We start from the raw sequence: 15780 nt of genomic DNA on the forward strand, positions 1-15780 counted from the left end.
CAGGGTAAAAGGATACCCTTTAAGGCAAACTACCTCCAGGAGGTGTTTGCCGTGGATCCTACCTTCAAGCCCGCGCGAGTGCCCTGGAGCACCCGGCCCGGCTTAAAAGAAATGGCAGCTGAGGTCGGGGTGGATTTTGACCGCTTCCTGGCCGGACTGGCTGCCAACCGCTCCGATACCGAACTGGCAGCCGAATTTGGGGTGGATTGTCAGGTTATTTTTCGCCTGCGGGACCATTTTGAACGTTACGGGCTTCATTCCATCATGGGGCAGGATTAGCCGGGTTTCCCGGCTATTTTTTTATTTCCTCTGGGAGCTGATATCAGGTATAATTAGGAACAACCCTGATCAGCTTGGACAGGACAGGCGGCTGGTACTGGCTACCTTGTTTATGGTATAATTAAACAATAATTTGGTCCTGTAAGGGGGCTTGAACTTGTCAACGGATAAGATTATTGGTGAAGGGTTGACTTTTGATGATGTCCTGCTGGTACCGGGTGAATCGGAAGTCCTGCCGCGGGAAGTGGACATCAGCTCCAATTTCACCCGCCATATTCGCCTCAATACTCCCCTGGTAAGTGCCGCCATGGACACTGTAACCGAAGCCAGGATGGCCATCAGTATGGCCCGGGAAGGCGGTATCGGGGTTATCCATAAGAACATGTCCATTGAGCGCCAGGCAAAAGAAGTTGACCGGGTTAAACGCTCCGAACACGGGGTCATTACCGACCCCATTTCCCTGACGCCTGACCACAAGGTACGGGATGCCGTGGCCTTAATGGAGCATTATCACATTTCCGGGGTACCCATTACGGTTAACGGCAAGCTGGTGGGTATCATCACCAACCGGGATATCCGCTTCGAGGAGAATTATGACCGGCCCATCAGGGAAGTCATGACCAAAGAAAACCTGGTAACCGCTCCGGTGGGTACTACTCTAAGCGAGGCCATGGCTATCTTACGCCGCTACAAGATCGAAAAGCTGCCCCTGGTCGATGACAATTACAACCTGAAAGGATTAATTACTATCAAGGATATCGAGAAGACGCGCAAATATCCCTTGGCCTCCAAGGATGAGAGGGGGCGCCTGAGGGTAGCGGCGGCTGTGGGAACAGGGGCCGATACTATGGCCAGGGTAGAAGCCCTGGTAGGGTCCGGGGTAGACGCCATCGTCGTTGACACGGCCCACGGTCAAGCCCGGAGTGTGCTGGAAACCGTCCGCCGCATTAAGGCCGCCTTTCCGGCAGTAGAACTAATAGCCGGTAATGTGGCTACAGCCGAGGGGACCCGGGCCCTGTGCGAGGCGGGCGCCGACGCCGTCAAAGTGGGCGTTGGTCCCGGTTCCATTTGTACCACCCGGGTCATTGCCGGTATCGGCGTGCCCCAGATCACGGCCATTATCGAATGTGCCCGGGCGGCAGCTCCCTTTGGCGTACCGGTGATTGCCGACGGGGGGATTAAATATTCCGGCGATGTTACCAAGGCCCTTGCCGCCGGGGCCAGTACGGTTATGATCGGTAGCCTGCTGGCCGGGACGGAGGAAAGCCCCGGGGAAATTGAAATCTTCCAGGGCCGCAGCTTTAAGAGCTACCGCGGTATGGGTTCCCTGGCGGCCATGAAGGAGGGCAGCAAAGACCGCTATTTCCAGGAGGAAGCGGAGAAGCTGGTGCCGGAAGGCATTGAAGGCCGGGTTCCCTATAAAGGCCCCGTGGCGGAAACCATTTTCCAGCTGGTCGGGGGCCTGAGGGCCGGTATGGGTTACTGCGGTGCCCGAAGTATCGCCGAGCTGCAGGCTAAAGGTCGCTTTATCCGTATTACTCCGGCGGGCTTGAGGGAAAGTCATCCCCACGACGTCATGATTACCAAGGAGGCTCCCAACTACCGGATTTAAGGCCTGGGCATAACTTGGAGAGGAGTGGAAGCAAATGGCGGCAGAAGTATTCTGGGCCGATATGCGGACAGAAAAAGGGAAGAATCTGGTGGATAAAGTGGCAACTTTATGGCGTAAAGCCGGCTTTCAAAAGGCCATCGCCCCGGAAGATCTGGTTGCCATCAAGATCCACTTTGGCGAAAGGGGGAATCTGGCCTATATTAACCCGGTCTTCGCCCGCCAGGTGGTAGAACTGGTTAAAACCGGCCGGGGTAAGCCCTTCCTTACGGATTCTAATACTCTCTATGTCGGTTCCCGTTCCAACGCCGTCGACCATTTACAGACGGCCATTGAAAACGGTTTTGCCTATGCTGTGGCCGGTGCTCCCTTGATCATTGCCGACGGCTTGAAAGGCAAGGATTATTTTGAGGTGCCGGTTAACGGCAAGCACTTCCAGCAGGTTAAAATCAGCAGTGCCATTTACCATGCCGACAGCCTGGTGGTCATGAGCCACTTTAAAGGCCATGAATTGACGAGTTTCGGCGGGACCATTAAAAACCTGGGCATGGGGTGCGGCAGCCCGAGCGGCAAGCAGATGATGCACAGTGATGTTCTCCCCGAGGTCCGGGAAGAAAAATGTATGGGTTGTGGAAAATGCCGGCGCTGGTGCCCGGCAGGAGCCATTACCGTAAATGGGAAGGCCAGCATCAATGCCGAGCTGTGCATCGGCTGCGGCGAGTGTACCGTCACTTGCCCGGTAAGGGCCATTAAAGCCAGCTTCAAGAGCGATCCGGTGGTGCTGCAGGAAAAGATTGTGGAATTTGCCCGGGGAGCCCTCAAAGATAAAGAGAACAAATGCGTTTTCTTTAACTTCGTGACTCACGTTGCTCCTGAATGCGATTGTAATTCCTGGAATGATGCCGCCATTATCCCCGATGTCGGCATCCTGGCTTCCTGGGACCCGGTGGCCCTGGACCAGGCCAGTTTTGACCTGGCCAATGCCCAGCCCGCCCTGCCGGGAACGCGCCTGGACGGCCACGAGGGAGGCAAAGATAAATTCCTGGCCCTCAGTGGGTATGACGGGACCCCCCTCTTAAAATATGCTGAGGAGATGGGCCTGGGAACACGAGAATATAACCTGGTTAAAATCTGAAAAGTATAGTTGGCAATGGGGACTTTAACTTAAAAAGACATCGACACCTTTTTAGCAGGAGGATTGGAAAAAATGGCGAACTTATATGTTAAGAAGCTGGAAGGCAAGCCCGGCCGGCAGCTGGCCTACCGCCTGGCTTACGGCTGCGATCTCCTGGAAGCCCTGCAGGGCATTGTTGAGGAAGAGGATGTGCGTTTCGGGTCCATTAACTTTTTGGGTAGTGTACTAAAGGCCAGAGTAGGATACTTTTTAGTAGAGGAAAAGCGTTTTATAACCCTGGAATGGGATCAGCTTATGGAAATTTTAAGCGGCTTGGGTAATGTTTCCTTGAAAGATGGCAAACCCTTTGTCCATGCCCACTTGACTTTCCTCGACCGCGAGGGAAAAGTTTACGGCGGGCATCTACTGCCGGGGACCATTGTCTACGCCGGGGAGGTTTTCATCGAAGAAATTGAACTCCCGGCACCGCCGGAGCGAGTCTATGACCCGGTAACCGGATTAAATCTGTGGGAATAGAATGGATGGGGTTTATTAGATTTGCTTAGTGGGGGTGGGGATAATGCTCATACCGGTGAAGGTAAAACAGATAGTCCTTGATCAGACCTTGAGTCCGGTAGTGTTGCTGAGTGACCAGGAGGAAACTCAGGTTCTGCCCATCTGGGTGGGGCCCTTTGAAGCCCAGGCTATTGCCCTGGCCATGCAGGGTATCCTGACACCGCGCCCCCTGACCCACGACCTGTTACGCTCCCTATGTGAGAACCTGGGAGTGGAGGTCAAAAAGGTCCTGGTCCAGGATATCCGCGACGGTACCTATTATGCTGAACTTTACCTCCGCCAGGGGGATAAAGAGATAGTAGTTGATGCCCGGCCAAGTGATGCCATTGCCCTGGCCCTCAGGACCAACGCACCCCTCTATATCACGGAAAAAGTAGCCGCCTATACCTTAAATATCGAGGACCTGGTCAGTGCCGACCAGGTTGAGGAATTACAGCAAATGCTCCAGGATAATAAACCCGAGGATGATAAAAAGCACCTGCATTAACAGGTTTTCCATCCCGGCCGGGTATAAGGCCGGGATTATTTGTAGCCCGGACTACGAAAATGTATAATAGAAAGAGCTACACTCTATATTTCCGGAGGGTTCAGGTTTGGCGGGTCAAGGGAAAACCTTTAAGATTATCACCTACGGTTGCCAGATGAATCAAAGGGACAGCGAAATGATGGCCGACCTCCTCCAGGCAGCGGGTTATGAGCCGGTGGCTGATGAGGCAGATGCCGGCGTCATTATCCTTGATACCTGCTGCGTGCGGGAAAAGGCTGAGAATAAAGTTTACGGTAAACTGGGCCAGATAGAAAGGCTGAAAAGCGCCAACCCGGACCTGGTAATTGCCGTGGCTGGTTGTATGGTGCAGCAGCCCGGGGTCGCCGAGAAGATTCGCCAGCAGGCACCTTATGTCGACTTGCTCCTGGGAACCCATAATCTGACTGACTTGCCCCGGTTGATTGAGGAAGTTAAAGAAATGCACCAGCCTCGCATAGCTGTCCAGGAAGAAGGCCCGGTGGTAGAAGAGCTCCCCCGGCGCCGGGCCCGCGGCGCCCAGGCCTTTGTAACCATTACCTATGGCTGCAATAATTTTTGTACCTACTGCATTGTGCCCTATGTCCGCGGTCGGGAGAGGAGCCGCCGGCCGGAAGATATCTTAAAAGAAATCAAAGACCTGGTTGACCAGGGGGTTATTGAGGTAACCCTGCTGGGCCAGAACGTCAATTCCTACGGGCGTGATTTGGAGGAGGAAATTACTTTTGCCGGCCTGTTAACCATGGTCAACGCCGTTGAAGGTTTAAAACGCATTCGCTATGTCACTTCCCACCCCCGGGATTTTACTCCCCATCTGGTGGAAACCATCAGCCGCCTGGATAAGGTGTGCGAGCACGTACACCTGCCTGTTCAGGCCGGCAGCAACCGCATCCTGGAACTCATGCACCGGGGCTATACGCGGGAGCATTACCTGGAGCTGGTCGCTTCTCTCCGCCGGCATATTCCGGGAATCAGCCTGACTACCGACCTTATTGTCGGTTTTCCCGGCGAAACGGAAGATGATTTCAGGGAGACCCTGGACCTGGTGGCCAGGGTGCAGTTTGACAATGCCTTTACCTTCATGTATTCGCCGCGTAAAGGCACGGTGGCGGCAACCCTGCCCGGGCAGCTGCCCCGGGAAGTAAAGAAAGAGCGCTTGAAGCGTTTAATGGAGCTCCAGAACCAGATTAGCCTTAAGAAAAACGAAGCCCTGGTGGGGCAGGAAGTAGAGGTGCTGGTGGAAGGGCCGAGTAAAACTGATGCTTCCCAATTAAGCGGGCGCACCCGGACCAACAAGCTGGTTATCTTCCCCGGCGATCGCAACTTAACCGGCAAGCTGGTCAATGTCCGGCTAACCCGGGCCCAGACATGGTTATTAAAAGGGGAAATCAGCCGTGCCTAAAGGACAGGCCCTGACTCCCATGATGGAACAATACCGCCAGATTAAATCCCAGTATCCTGATAGCATTCTCTTTTTCCGCCTGGGTGATTTCTATGAGATGTTTTACGAGGATGCCGAAGTGGTATCCCGGGAACTGGACCTGGTGTTGACCTCCCGGGGCGGCAAGGAAGCGGCCCCTATGTGCGGGGTTCCCTATCACGCTGCCGATAGCTATTTAGCCCGCCTCATAGCTAAAGGCTATAAAGTAGCCATCTGTGAACAAATGGAAGATCCCCGCCAGGCCAAAGGCCTGGTCCGGCGGGAGGTTATCCGCGTAGTTACGCCGGGGACGATAATTGATGAAAAAGCCCTGCCGGCCAAGGGCAACAATTACCTGGCGGCCGTTGTGGGTGAAGGCGGCAGCTTCGGTCTGGCCTGGGCCGATGCTTCCACCGGGGAATTTCAATTTACCCTCTGCCCGGGCCTGGAAGAACTCCTTGACGAACTGGTACGCCTGATGCCGGCGGAGTATTTACTGCCCCCTGAACTGGCTGCCGATTCCTCCTTTTGCCGGCGCCTGCAGCTCTATACCAGAGGTGTAATTACCAGCTGGGCCCCGGCGGCCGGCCCGGCAGATGCCCGGCAGGCCCTCGGCGAGCACTTTGGTAAGGAGAAATTGAGTCAGATGGAATTACCGCCGGCAGCCGCCCTGGCCGCAGCCATGGTTCTTTCCTTTCTGAAAGCTACCCAGCATAGCTCCCTGGCCCACCTGGACGCCCCGACCCCGGCAGCTGCCACCAGCCGGATGGTCCTCGACCAGGCCACCCGGCGCAACCTGGAACTGGTAGCCTGCGGCCGGGAGGAAAAGCGAGAGGGTTCTTTACTGTGGGTTCTGGATAAAACGGTCACCGCCATGGGCGCCCGCACCCTCAGGCGCTGGCTGGACCAACCCCTGCTGGATGTCAAGGCTATTAAGGCCCGCCAGGAAGCCGTAGCGGAGCTGGTGGACGGTTTTATTTTGCGTCAGGAGTTAAGGGAAGCCCTGCAGGCGGTGCGGGATCTGGAGCGCCTGGCCGGCCGGGTAGCTTATGGTACGGCCGGCGGGCGGGACCTCCAGTCCTTGAGGGGATCCCTGGCGGTGGTGCCGGAAGTTATGGAGCTGCTGGCAGGTGTCCGGGCCGGCCTTCTGCTTGCCATCAGGGAACAGATGGACCCCTTGACGGAACTGGTGGACCTCCTTGGCCGGGCCATTGTTGATGACCCGCCCCTTAGCATCCATGAGGGAGGGATAATCCGGCCCGGTTACAACGCTGAGGTTGATCGCTTGCGCCAGGCGGCAGAGCACGGTCGCGAATGGATAGCCGCCCTCGAAGCTGAAGAAAGGGAACGGACGGGGATCAAGTCGCTGAAGGTAGGCTATAACCGGGTTTTTGGTTATTACATAGAGGTTACCCGGCCGAATCTACCCCAGGTACCGCCCGATTATGAGCGCAAGCAGACCCTGGCCAACGCTGAGCGCTTTGTTACCCGTCGCCTCCAGGAACTGGAGCGCCAGGTCCTGGGAGCGGAAGAGAGACTGGTCCAGCTGGAGTATGAGCTTTTTCAGGCCCTCCGGGATGAAGTGCTGCAAGTCCTGCCCCGCATCCAGCGTACGGCCCGCGCCCTGGGGGTACTGGATGCTCTCCTTTCCCTGGCTACGGTGGCCGTCGATCACAATTATACCTGTCCCCAGGTAGATACCGGCATGGTTATCCAGATCGAGCAGGGGCGGCACCCGGTCGTGGAGCTGGTAGAAACCCACGGCAGTTTCGTACCCAACGACACCTACCTGGACCAGGAACAAAGGGTGCATATTATTACCGGGCCCAATATGGCGGGCAAATCCACCTATATCCGCCAGGTGGCTTTAATCGTCCTCCTGGCCCAGATCGGCAGCTTTGTGCCGGCCCGCAGGGCAAGGATCGGGGTGGTAGACAGGATCTTTACGAGGGTAGGCGCCGCCGATGACCTCTTTGCCGGCCAGAGCACCTTTATGGTCGAGATGCAGGAAGTGGCCAACATCCTGCGTCATGCTACCCGGAGGAGCCTGGTCATCCTGGATGAAGTAGGAAGGGGGACAAGCACCGCCGACGGGTTAAGTATTGCCAGGGCGGTGACGGAGTATTTACATGATGTTGTCGGCGCCCGCACCCTCTTTGCCACCCACTATCACGAACTGGTAACCCTGGCCGGCCAGCTGGCCGGAGTAAAGAATTATTGCGTAGCCGTACGGGAGGAAGGGGAAGATATAACTTTCCTGCGCACCATTGTTCCCGGCAGTACCGATAAAAGCTATGGTATCCATGTGGCCCGCCTGGCCGGTTTACCGGCTGCGGTGCTCAAGCGTGCCCAGGAGCTTTTAGAACACCAGCCGGGCGGTGAAAGCCGGGCTGCCGTTATACCAGCAAAGAAAGTATCCCTGACCAGTATTGAAAAACAGGTTTTACAGGAGCTGGCGAGTTTCGCCCTGATGGCCGCCACGCCCCTGGAAGCCATGGAACAGATTTTCCGCTGGCAGCGGCAGCTTCACCAGCAGGGGACGGAAATAGTAAAAATTGGCAGGGGATGATCCTTTGACAGGTGAGCTTTGTCCCAGGATAGCCATTCTGGATGCCGAGACGGCCAATCAGATCGCCGCCGGGGAAGTAGTCGAAAGGCCGGCCTCGGTGGTAAAAGAGCTGGTGGAAAATTCTTTAGATGCCGCTGCCCGGCATATTGCCATCGAAGTTAAAGGGGGCGGCCTCACCCTGATCCGTGTCCGGGATGACGGATGGGGGATTAACCCTGAAGATGCCCCCTTGGCCTTTGCCCGCCATGCTACCAGCAAGATTCGCCGGGCCAATGACCTGTGGGGGATTACCACCCTGGGCTTCCGGGGGGAAGCTTTACCCAGTATTGCGGCTGTAGCCCGGGTAGAAATGGATACCAGACCTCCGGGAGAGACTGCCGGCGTCAGGGTAAGGATAGCCGGCGGCGGGGAGCCGGAGATTACCGCCATCGGCTGCCCTCCCGGTACCACGGTTACGGTGACCGATTTATTTTATAATACTCCGGCACGGCGGCAGTACTTAAAGAAACCGGCAAGCGAGGCCCGCGCCGTCGTTGCTGCTGTAGAAAGGCTGGCCCTGGCCCACCCGGAAGTAGCCTTCAATCTCCACCTGGAGGGCAAGCGCCTGCTGTCTACCCCGGGCAACAGCGATTTACAGGCGGTGGTGGCGGCCATTTACGGCCTGGAAACAGGCCGGGAATTACTACCCCTGGCCGGCGAAGGCGAGGGCTGGACGCTGAAGGGTTTCATATCGCCCCCCTGGCTGCACCGGGCCGGCCGCAGCCAGCAGGTGTTAACAGTCAACGGCCGCTATATTTTTAACCGCCTCCTCACCCGCGCTGTGGAGGAGTGTTACCAGGCCGTTATTCCCAGCGGCCGCCATCCCCTTTTTATCCTGCAGCTGACCATCGATCCCCGCCTGGTGGATGTCAATGTTCACCCGGCCAAACTGGAGGTCCGCTTTCAGCAGGAATACGAGCTGGCCCGGCAGATAGCCGCCCTGGTAAACAGGGCCCTGCATACTCCCCGGGCCGTCGCGCCGGCAACTACTGCCGCCGCGCAGGTAACCACTGGACGGCTGGAGGGAAGGAAGACGGCCGCGCCGGGGGCCCTCCAGCAAGATTTTGCTTTCCAGCGAAAGGAAGTACAGGCCCGTTTTTGGGGAGAATATATATTAAAGGAAAGGCCTGCGGATGAGGAAAATAGGGCAGAAAAGGTTGGAGAAGTTCGGGCGGTAAAACCTGATAAGGAAATTGATACCCGGAGCGACTTACAAACAGAACCGGTGGATGCGAACAGCCAGGTCCTGCCGCCTTTAAGGGCCATAGGCCAGCTACTTAATACCTACATCCTGGCTGAAGGCATGGATGGCCTTTATATCATTGACCAGCATGCGGCCCATGAGCGCTGTCGCTTTGAAAGCCTGCAACAACGAGTTAACTCTGGCAGTTGGCCGGCGCAGATGCTGGAGCCCCCCCTGACCCTGCACCTCGCCCCGGCCATGACGGTAAAACTTGTCGAGCAAATTGTCACCTTACGGGAGCTGGGGTTTATAGTTGAAACCTTCGGCGCCAATTCCTTTTTGCTGCGCTCGGTGCCGTCAGGTGTGCCGCCGGGTAAAGAAAGGGAAGTCCTGGAAGATTTTCTGGCTGACGAAAATTTGCCGGCAGAAGAAAGGCTTTTAAAAATCTTGTCCTGCCACGGAGCAATTAAAGCAGGAGACACTCTGAGTGGGGTCGAGATGCAGAAGCTTTTAGACGAACTGCAGAAAATTAGCCGGCCTTATACCTGCCCCCACGGCCGGCCGGCTGTAGTCCGCCTGGACCGGTCCACCCTTGCCCGTTATTTTCACCGGCCTCAGGGCGCAGCGGCCTTGAGGATGCCATAAGGAGGGGGCGGTGATTAGGGATAAAGGTTAGGCTGGCAAGGAGGAGAACGTAGCGATTGACTGCCAAGAAGCCCCTGGCGGCCATCGTCGGGCCCACGGCTACCGGTAAGTCGGCCATCGCCCTGCACGTAGCTACCAGGCTGCAGGCGGAAATAATCTCCGTCGATTCCGCCCAGGTTTACCGGGGTATGGATATAGGCACCGCCAAACTGCCGCCGGCAGAACGGGTGGGTCCCGGCGGTGTGCCCATACCCCATCATTTGATCGACATTGTGGATCCGGACGAGCCCTTTAGCGTGGCCGATTTTCAAAAACTTGCCCGGGAAACCATAGCGTCCATCCTTCAACGGGGACGCGTGCCCCTGCTGGTCGGGGGGACGGGCCTTTATTACCAGGCCGTAGTCGACCCCTACCTTTTTACTCCCATGCCCGGGGATAAAAAAATCAGACAATATCTGGAAGAACAGGCGCGAAGCCGCGGTAATGAATACCTTTATGAAGAGTTAAAAAGAGTTGACCCGGAAGCAGCACGGCGGATTCACCTTCATGACCGGCGCCGGCTGGTCAGGGCTTTGGAGGTTTATATCATGACGGGAAAGCCCATTTCAGCGGCTTTAGAATGGCGGCGACGGCAAGAAACGCCTTACCGCCTGGCGGCGGTGGCTCTCACCATGCCCCGGCCGCAGCTTTACCGCCGCATAGAAGCCCGGGTCGATGCCATGATTGCCCAAGGGCTGGTAGAGGAAGTACGGGGTTTACTGGCCAGGTATGATCACCGCCTGCCGGCTCTCCAGGCCGTGGGCTATAAGGAAATTGGCGCCTACGTCCGCGGTGAAATGGAACTGGAGGATGCCGTCGCCCTTTTGAAACGCAATACCCGGCGCCTGGCCAAAAGGCAGCTGACATGGTTCAAGCGGGATACACGCCTGCGCTGGTGGGAAGTAGAACCCGGAAGACAGGAGGAAATAGCGGCAGAGATTGCTAATTATATTGCAGGATACCTTGATATTGATGTAGAATAGGGTTATACTAAACAAAAAATACCAACCTGGAGGGTAAAAGATGAATAAAACAGGGAACCTGCAGGATTTGTTTTTAAATGTGCTGCGCAGGGACAATACCCCCGTCACTATTTACCTGGTTAACGGCTTTCAACTGAAAGGGATAGTACGGGGCTTTGACAATTTTACCGTGGTCCTGGATTCCGACGGCAAGCAGCAGATGATCTACAAGCATGCCATTTCCACAATCACGCCTTTCCGGCCGGTTAACCTCATGGCCGAGAGCAAGGCTGAAGCCAAATAGGTATATACTTACCACCCCGGAACTCCCCGGCCCGAACCGGGGAGTTTTTCTTTGGTTTAGCCAGGAGAGGGGTATAATCTGCGGTTCCAGGTTAAAAAATAGGACCAGGGAGGAATCTCATATGCCCGGACCCAAGGTAAAGTGCAAAGTAAATACCTGCAACCACTGGATGAACGGCGACTTATGTTCGGCGGGAAATATAGATATTATGCATGAAGAAGAGGGTAAGATGGCCCAGAATCCCGAACAGACCCAGTGCAAGACCTTTTACGCCCGCCGGGGGTTGGCCAACCTGCTGGGCTCCCTGGATAATTTCAACTGGAGTGGCTTCTTGAGCAATACCTTCCTGCCCGGGGGAGAACTTTATCCCTCTGTTACCTGTATCGTCAATACCTGTACTTACTGGGCGGAGGGAAACCACTGTAAGGCCGAAAAGATTGATGTGGTCGGCGTTAATGCCGACGAAAGCCAGGATACCAACTGTTTTACCTTTAAGCGCAAAAGCTGACAGGAAAGAAGTGGCAGGGCCGGTTCTCCCGGCCTTTTTTCTTGCCCGACCCGGTGGTGCGTATAAATAAAATAAAGAGAGAGCAGGGGAGGGCGGGTGAAAAAATTGCAGGTTAAATTTGGCACAGGTAACCCCAAAGGAAGCAGCAGGTCCCTGATTCGCCCCCTCCAGCGCGACCGGGGGAGCGGGGGAAATGAATTAAACAGCCGGCGGCGGGTGGATGCTGTTATGGCCGAGCTGGAAAAGATGATCGGCCTGGAGAACGTTAAAGGTTTGATCAAGGAACTTAGAGCCTTTATTGAGATTCAACGCCGGCGCCAGCGGGAAGGCCTGGTGAGCAGCACCAATACCCTGCACATGATTTTTAAAGGCAACCCGGGTACAGGGAAAAGCACCGTCGCCAGGTTCATGGGGAAGTTATTCAAAGAACTCGGCGTATTGACCCAGGGGCACCTGATTGAAGTAGAACGGGCGGATCTGGTGGGGGAGTATATCGGCCACACGGCCCACAAAGCCCGGGAACAGCTTAAGAAGGCCATTGGCGGCATACTATTTATTGATGAGGCTTATTCCCTGGCCCGGGGCGGGGAGAAGGATTTCGGTCGCGAAGCCATTGACGTTCTGGTCAAGGGGATGGAGGATTACCGCGACAATATGGTTCTTATCCTGGCTGGTTATAAAGATGAAATGGACTATTTCCTGGAGACAAATCCGGGGCTGCGCTCGCGTTTCCCTATCCAGCTGGAATTTCCCGATTATACCGTGCCGGAATTGATGGCCATTGCCCAGTTAATGCTGGCGGAAAAACAATATATGCTTACGCCGGCGGCTGCCGGGGAACTGGAAAGAATTTTACGCCGGGAAGTCCTTTTCGGCCACCCCTATAACGGCAATGCCCGCATGGTGCGCAATATTATCGAAAGGGCCATGCGCCGCCAGGCCCTGCGGCTGGTAAACAAGAAAACCCTCACCCGGCAGGAATTAATGAGTATTGAAAAGGAAGACCTGCTGCGGCCGGCGCCGCCGGTCGGGATAAAGGAAGGTGAAAGCGACTTTGCCGGGGGACCACCGATCTGTTATAATAACTCCCGGTAGTTTGAGGTACGGGGGTTAAGAAAAAGAATTGGACTGGTACAAAGATATATCCAGTTTTTTTCCCGTTGCCCCCTGGCTGGTAGAGAAGCTAGAGGAAGCCGAAAATAATAGCCGGGAAGCAATCGCGGCCGTAAATGCCGTCAGTGACCGGAACCACTTCAAGGTCCTCCGGGCCTTTCAAAAACACGAGGTAAACGAGTACCATTTCCAGGATTCTACGGGATATGGCTACGGCGACCTGGGGCGTTCCACCCTGGAGCGGCTTTTTGCCAGCATTTTTGGCGGCAATGCCGCGCTGGTTCGCCCGCAGATTGTTTCCGGCACCCACGCCCTGACCCTGGCTTTAAGCGCCCTCCTGCGACCAGGAGACACCTTGCTCTCCGCCTGTGGGCGCCCCTACGATACCCTGGCTACGGTCATCGGCCTTGGCCCACGGGTTGCAGGAAGCTTAAGAGAATGGGGGATAAAATACGCCGAAGTGGCCCTGGACACCAGGGGCCGGCCTGACTTGGTTAAAATCGGCGAAGCGGTAACCAGCCTCAGGCCCCGCCTGTGCCTTATCCAGCGTTCCCGGGGCTATAGCTTACGTCCTTCCCTGGGTATTGAGGAGATTGCCCGGATTGTCGGCACCATTAAAGAGGCCAACCGGGAAAGCGTCTGCCTGGTAGATAACTGTTACGGGGAGTTAGTAGAGGATAAGGAGCCGGGCGAGGTGGGCGCCGATCTGGTGGTAGGTTCTTTAATTAAAAACCCCGGCGGCGGCCTGGCGCCGGGGGGCGGGTACATAGTGGGCCGGGAAGACCTGGTAGAGGTGGTGGCGGCGCGCCTTACCGCCCCCGGCCTCGGTGGTGAGCTGGGGGCCTTTACTGAGAAACGCCTTTACTACCAGGGCTTATACCTGGCGCCCCTGGTGGTCAGGGAAGCCCTAACGGGAGCCATCGTCGCGGCTGCCTTTTTCCGGGACCTGGGCTTTAACGTTGATCCCCTGCCCGGGGAACGGCGGCGGGATATCGTCCAGTGTATTATCCTGGAGAAAAAGGAAGCATTACTGGCCTTTTGCCAGGGACTGCAAAGGGGTTCCCCGGTAGAGGCAGGTACGCTGCCGGAACCGGCCCTTTTGCCCGGTTATAAGGACGAGGTCATTATGGCCGGGGGCACCTTTATCCAGGGGTCTTCCATTGAACTCAGCGCCGACGGTCCCTTAAGGCCGCCCTATGCCGTTTTTCTCCAGGGGGGACAGGCCTATCCCTATACCCGCATCGCCCTCCTCATGGCAGCCCAGGAATTGATAAACCGGGGTTTGCTTCAAGAGAAACGGCGGTAAAGGCCGATGACTTTACCCAGAATGCTTACTTCCCGGGTTTTGATGGGCTGCAGGCGGCTGTTGGCGGGAACCAGTTCTATATGGTCTTCATAGCGGTAGAAATATTTAACGGTAGCTTCGTCGCCGAGGAGAGCAACGACAATATCCCCGTTTTCGGCTCTGTCCTGGGGCCTGACGATGAGGTAATCGCCCTCCAGGATACCCGCTTCGATCATGCTGTCGCCCTGGACCTGGAGCATAAAAGCGTCTTCACTACCAGCAAGTTCGGAGGAGAGAGGAAAGACTTCTTCGATATTTTCTACGGCCAGAATGGGCTGCCCGGCGGTAATTTTGCCCAGCAAGGGGATGGAAACTATATTTCTGGATGTATGGGGTAGTCCCGGGTGGGGGGTAAGGATTTCAATGGCCCGGGAACGGGTGGGATCGCGGCGGATGTAACCCTTTTTCTCCAGCCGGTTTAAATGACCGTGAACGGTAGAACTGGAACGTAGCCCGGTAGCCCGGCAAATGTCCCGCACTGTAGGTGGGTAACCGTGCACTTCGATAAAATGGCGGATATAGTTAAGGACCATTTCCTGCCGGGGCGTTAAATCGGATGACACCCTCAATCCCTCCTGGATCAAGCTCTAACTTATCCTAACATATTTTTATCCTGTAAACAACCGTTCGATATATAAAAATAAATATTTGCTGCTATTTGGATGGAGCCCTTTACAAAGCTGAGGGGCAGCCGGTAGTTGACAGCTCAAAGATGAGCAGGGTAAATGAGGGAGGCGGTATGGTTTAAGAAACTATAACTTCCTATAATAATTATTATGTAAACTAATGAGGGGGCTTGCAGGATGAGCAATGAGAATAACAAATAAACCGGTGCCTGGACCGGTTTATTTGTCAGCACGCATAGCTAATCCCCGGGCAATCACCGATTGCACCGCCGGGCCACATCAGGTTCCGGCGGGGTTTTGGGTAAGGCAGTCATGACCGGCGTTGGCACCCGTATGTTCCCGGATGTCCTTTAAACTGTGGCAGCATTGCCGGGTTACTATGTGAGCCAATATCTCATTATCCGTAACGTTATTACAGTAGCAGATTATCCGGGGCGATTCTTCTTTAAACCAGACCGGTACGCGGACATTTTCCTTGGTAAAAACGGTGCCGTTGTCGCCGTAGTAGACAACGTTACATGATGATGACAGGCATAAATTGTACTGGATAGCCTTTAAAGATGCCGCTGCTGGCGTATTAAGTAAACTAGCTACCGTAATCTCCGGAACTTTTTGCCCCTTTGTACCACAGACCGGGCAAGCCGTAGCAGCTTCCCTGCCTTTACCACCGCAAACTTCATGCGTCATTATGAGTACTTCCTTTCTTTTATGTATTAAAAAGCTGGCCCGTCTATCCCGGGTAAAGTCCAGGACCAGCTTATATTATACTCCTTTTATTATTTATTTCCTATTATTTATTTTCCGGGCCCCGTTCGGGATCAATTATAACCTGGTTGCCGCGGATGTGATGAAGCTCCCTGGCCCTTACTTTTGAACGGCGGTCCTGATTGGGGCCGTTACGGCTGAGTTTAAAACGCCTGGGCATC

General features: G+C 55.5%; 16 protein-coding genes. 13 read left to right on the forward strand and 3 right to left on the reverse strand.

Annotation, left to right across the window (positions count from 1 at the left end):
* Window positions 1–51: 51 nt before the first annotated feature.
* The 13 genes from E308F_RS07855 (at window position 52) to E308F_RS07915 (ending at window position 14189) form a co-directional block, all read left to right on the forward strand.
* The gene (locus E308F_RS07855; RefSeq protein ID WP_141264395.1) at window positions 52–279 is read left to right on the forward strand and encodes a helix-turn-helix domain-containing protein; all 228 of its coding nucleotides are present in this window, start codon (window positions 52–54) and stop codon (window positions 277–279) included.
* 157 nt (window positions 280–436) lie between these two features.
* Entirely contained in the window at window positions 437–1891 is a 1455-nt protein-coding gene (gene guaB / locus E308F_RS07860; RefSeq protein ID WP_141264396.1) for an IMP dehydrogenase, read from the forward strand.
* 34 nt (window positions 1892–1925) lie between these two features.
* Window positions 1926–3023 carry a DUF362 domain-containing protein gene (locus E308F_RS07865; protein WP_141264397.1) on the forward strand — a complete coding sequence of 366 codons (1098 nt, stop codon included), beginning with the start codon at window positions 1926–1928 and terminating at the stop codon, window positions 3021–3023.
* Between the two features lie 72 nt (window positions 3024–3095).
* A complete protein-coding gene (locus tag E308F_RS07870; protein ID WP_141264398.1) occupies window positions 3096–3539 on the forward strand; it encodes a PPC domain-containing DNA-binding protein in 444 nt (147 codons plus the stop codon).
* A 43-nt stretch (window positions 3540–3582) separates the two neighbouring features.
* Entirely contained in the window at window positions 3583–4065 is a 483-nt protein-coding gene (locus E308F_RS07875) for a bifunctional nuclease family protein (RefSeq protein ID WP_141264399.1), read from the forward strand.
* A gap of 106 nt (window positions 4066–4171) precedes the next feature.
* A complete protein-coding gene (miaB, locus tag E308F_RS07880; RefSeq protein ID WP_141264400.1) occupies window positions 4172–5503 on the forward strand; it encodes a tRNA (N6-isopentenyl adenosine(37)-C2)-methylthiotransferase MiaB in 1332 nt (443 codons plus the stop codon).
* The gene (gene mutS, locus E308F_RS07885; protein WP_141264401.1) at window positions 5496–8090 is read left to right on the forward strand and encodes a DNA mismatch repair protein MutS; all 2595 of its coding nucleotides are present in this window, start codon (window positions 5496–5498) and stop codon (window positions 8088–8090) included. Before miaB ends, mutS begins: the two co-directional genes overlap by 8 nt.
* Window positions 8091–8094: 4 nt before the next feature.
* Window positions 8095–9957: a DNA mismatch repair endonuclease MutL gene (gene mutL / locus E308F_RS07890; RefSeq protein ID WP_141264402.1), complete on the forward strand. Its 1863-nt coding sequence runs from the start codon at window positions 8095–8097 to the stop codon at window positions 9955–9957.
* Window positions 9958–10013: 56 nt separating this feature from the next.
* A complete protein-coding gene (miaA, locus tag E308F_RS07895; protein ID WP_141264403.1) occupies window positions 10014–10979 on the forward strand; it encodes a tRNA (adenosine(37)-N6)-dimethylallyltransferase MiaA in 966 nt (321 codons plus the stop codon).
* A 40-nt stretch (window positions 10980–11019) separates the two neighbouring features.
* Window positions 11020–11262 carry an RNA chaperone Hfq gene (hfq, locus tag E308F_RS07900; RefSeq protein ID WP_141264404.1) on the forward strand — a complete coding sequence of 81 codons (243 nt, stop codon included), beginning with the start codon at window positions 11020–11022 and terminating at the stop codon, window positions 11260–11262.
* Between the two features lie 121 nt (window positions 11263–11383).
* Window positions 11384–11770: a DUF1540 domain-containing protein gene (locus E308F_RS07905; RefSeq protein ID WP_141264405.1), complete on the forward strand. Its 387-nt coding sequence runs from the start codon at window positions 11384–11386 to the stop codon at window positions 11768–11770.
* Window positions 11771–11875: 105 nt separating this feature from the next.
* The gene (locus tag E308F_RS07910) at window positions 11876–12865 is read left to right on the forward strand and encodes an AAA family ATPase (protein WP_141265223.1); all 990 of its coding nucleotides are present in this window, start codon (window positions 11876–11878) and stop codon (window positions 12863–12865) included.
* 28 nt (window positions 12866–12893) lie between these two features.
* Window positions 12894–14189: an aminotransferase class I/II-fold pyridoxal phosphate-dependent enzyme gene (locus tag E308F_RS07915; RefSeq protein WP_141264406.1), complete on the forward strand. Its 1296-nt coding sequence runs from the start codon at window positions 12894–12896 to the stop codon at window positions 14187–14189.
* On the opposite strand, the gene lexA is transcribed toward E308F_RS07915, so the two are convergent.
* From lexA to E308F_RS16650, 3 genes are all read right to left on the reverse strand, one after another.
* Window positions 14171–14791 carry a transcriptional repressor LexA gene (gene lexA / locus E308F_RS07920; RefSeq protein ID WP_141264407.1) on the reverse strand — a complete coding sequence of 207 codons (621 nt, stop codon included), beginning with the start codon at window positions 14789–14791 and terminating at the stop codon, window positions 14171–14173. The genes E308F_RS07915 and lexA overlap by 19 nt on opposite strands.
* Before the next feature lie 342 nt (window positions 14792–15133).
* On the reverse strand, window positions 15134–15541 hold the full coding sequence (locus E308F_RS07925; RefSeq protein WP_141264408.1) for a (2Fe-2S)-binding protein: 408 nt from the start codon (window positions 15539–15541) through the stop codon (window positions 15134–15136).
* 103 nt (window positions 15542–15644) lie between these two features.
* Window positions 15645–15779 carry a hypothetical protein gene (locus E308F_RS16650; protein WP_256370596.1) on the reverse strand — a complete coding sequence of 45 codons (135 nt, stop codon included), beginning with the start codon at window positions 15777–15779 and terminating at the stop codon, window positions 15645–15647.
* Window position 15780: the final 1 nt, after the last annotated feature.

This window comes from Moorella sp. E308F, assembly GCF_006538365.1.
GTDB lineage: Bacteria > Bacillota > DSM-521 > Neomoorellales > Neomoorellaceae > Neomoorella.

Coding starts and splice junctions, on each gene's coding strand:
- E308F_RS07865 (WP_141264397.1), top strand. CDS start 1,926: ATGGCGGCAGAAGTATTCTGGGCCGATATGCGGACAGAAAAAGGGAAG.
- E308F_RS07870 (WP_141264398.1), top strand. CDS start 3,096: ATGGCGAACTTATATGTTAAGAAGCTGGAAGGCAAGCCCGGCCGGCAG.
- E308F_RS07875 (WP_141264399.1), top strand. CDS start 3,583: ATGCTCATACCGGTGAAGGTAAAACAGATAGTCCTTGATCAGACCTTG.
- hfq (WP_141264404.1), top strand. CDS start 11,020: ATGAATAAAACAGGGAACCTGCAGGATTTGTTTTTAAATGTGCTGCGC.
- E308F_RS07905 (WP_141264405.1), top strand. CDS start 11,384: ATGCCCGGACCCAAGGTAAAGTGCAAAGTAAATACCTGCAACCACTGG.
- E308F_RS07925 (WP_141264408.1), bottom strand. CDS start 15,541: ATGACGCATGAAGTTTGCGGTGGTAAAGGCAGGGAAGCTGCTACGGCT.
- E308F_RS16650 (WP_256370596.1), bottom strand. CDS start 15,779: ATGCCCAGGCGTTTTAAACTCAGCCGTAACGGCCCCAATCAGGACCGC.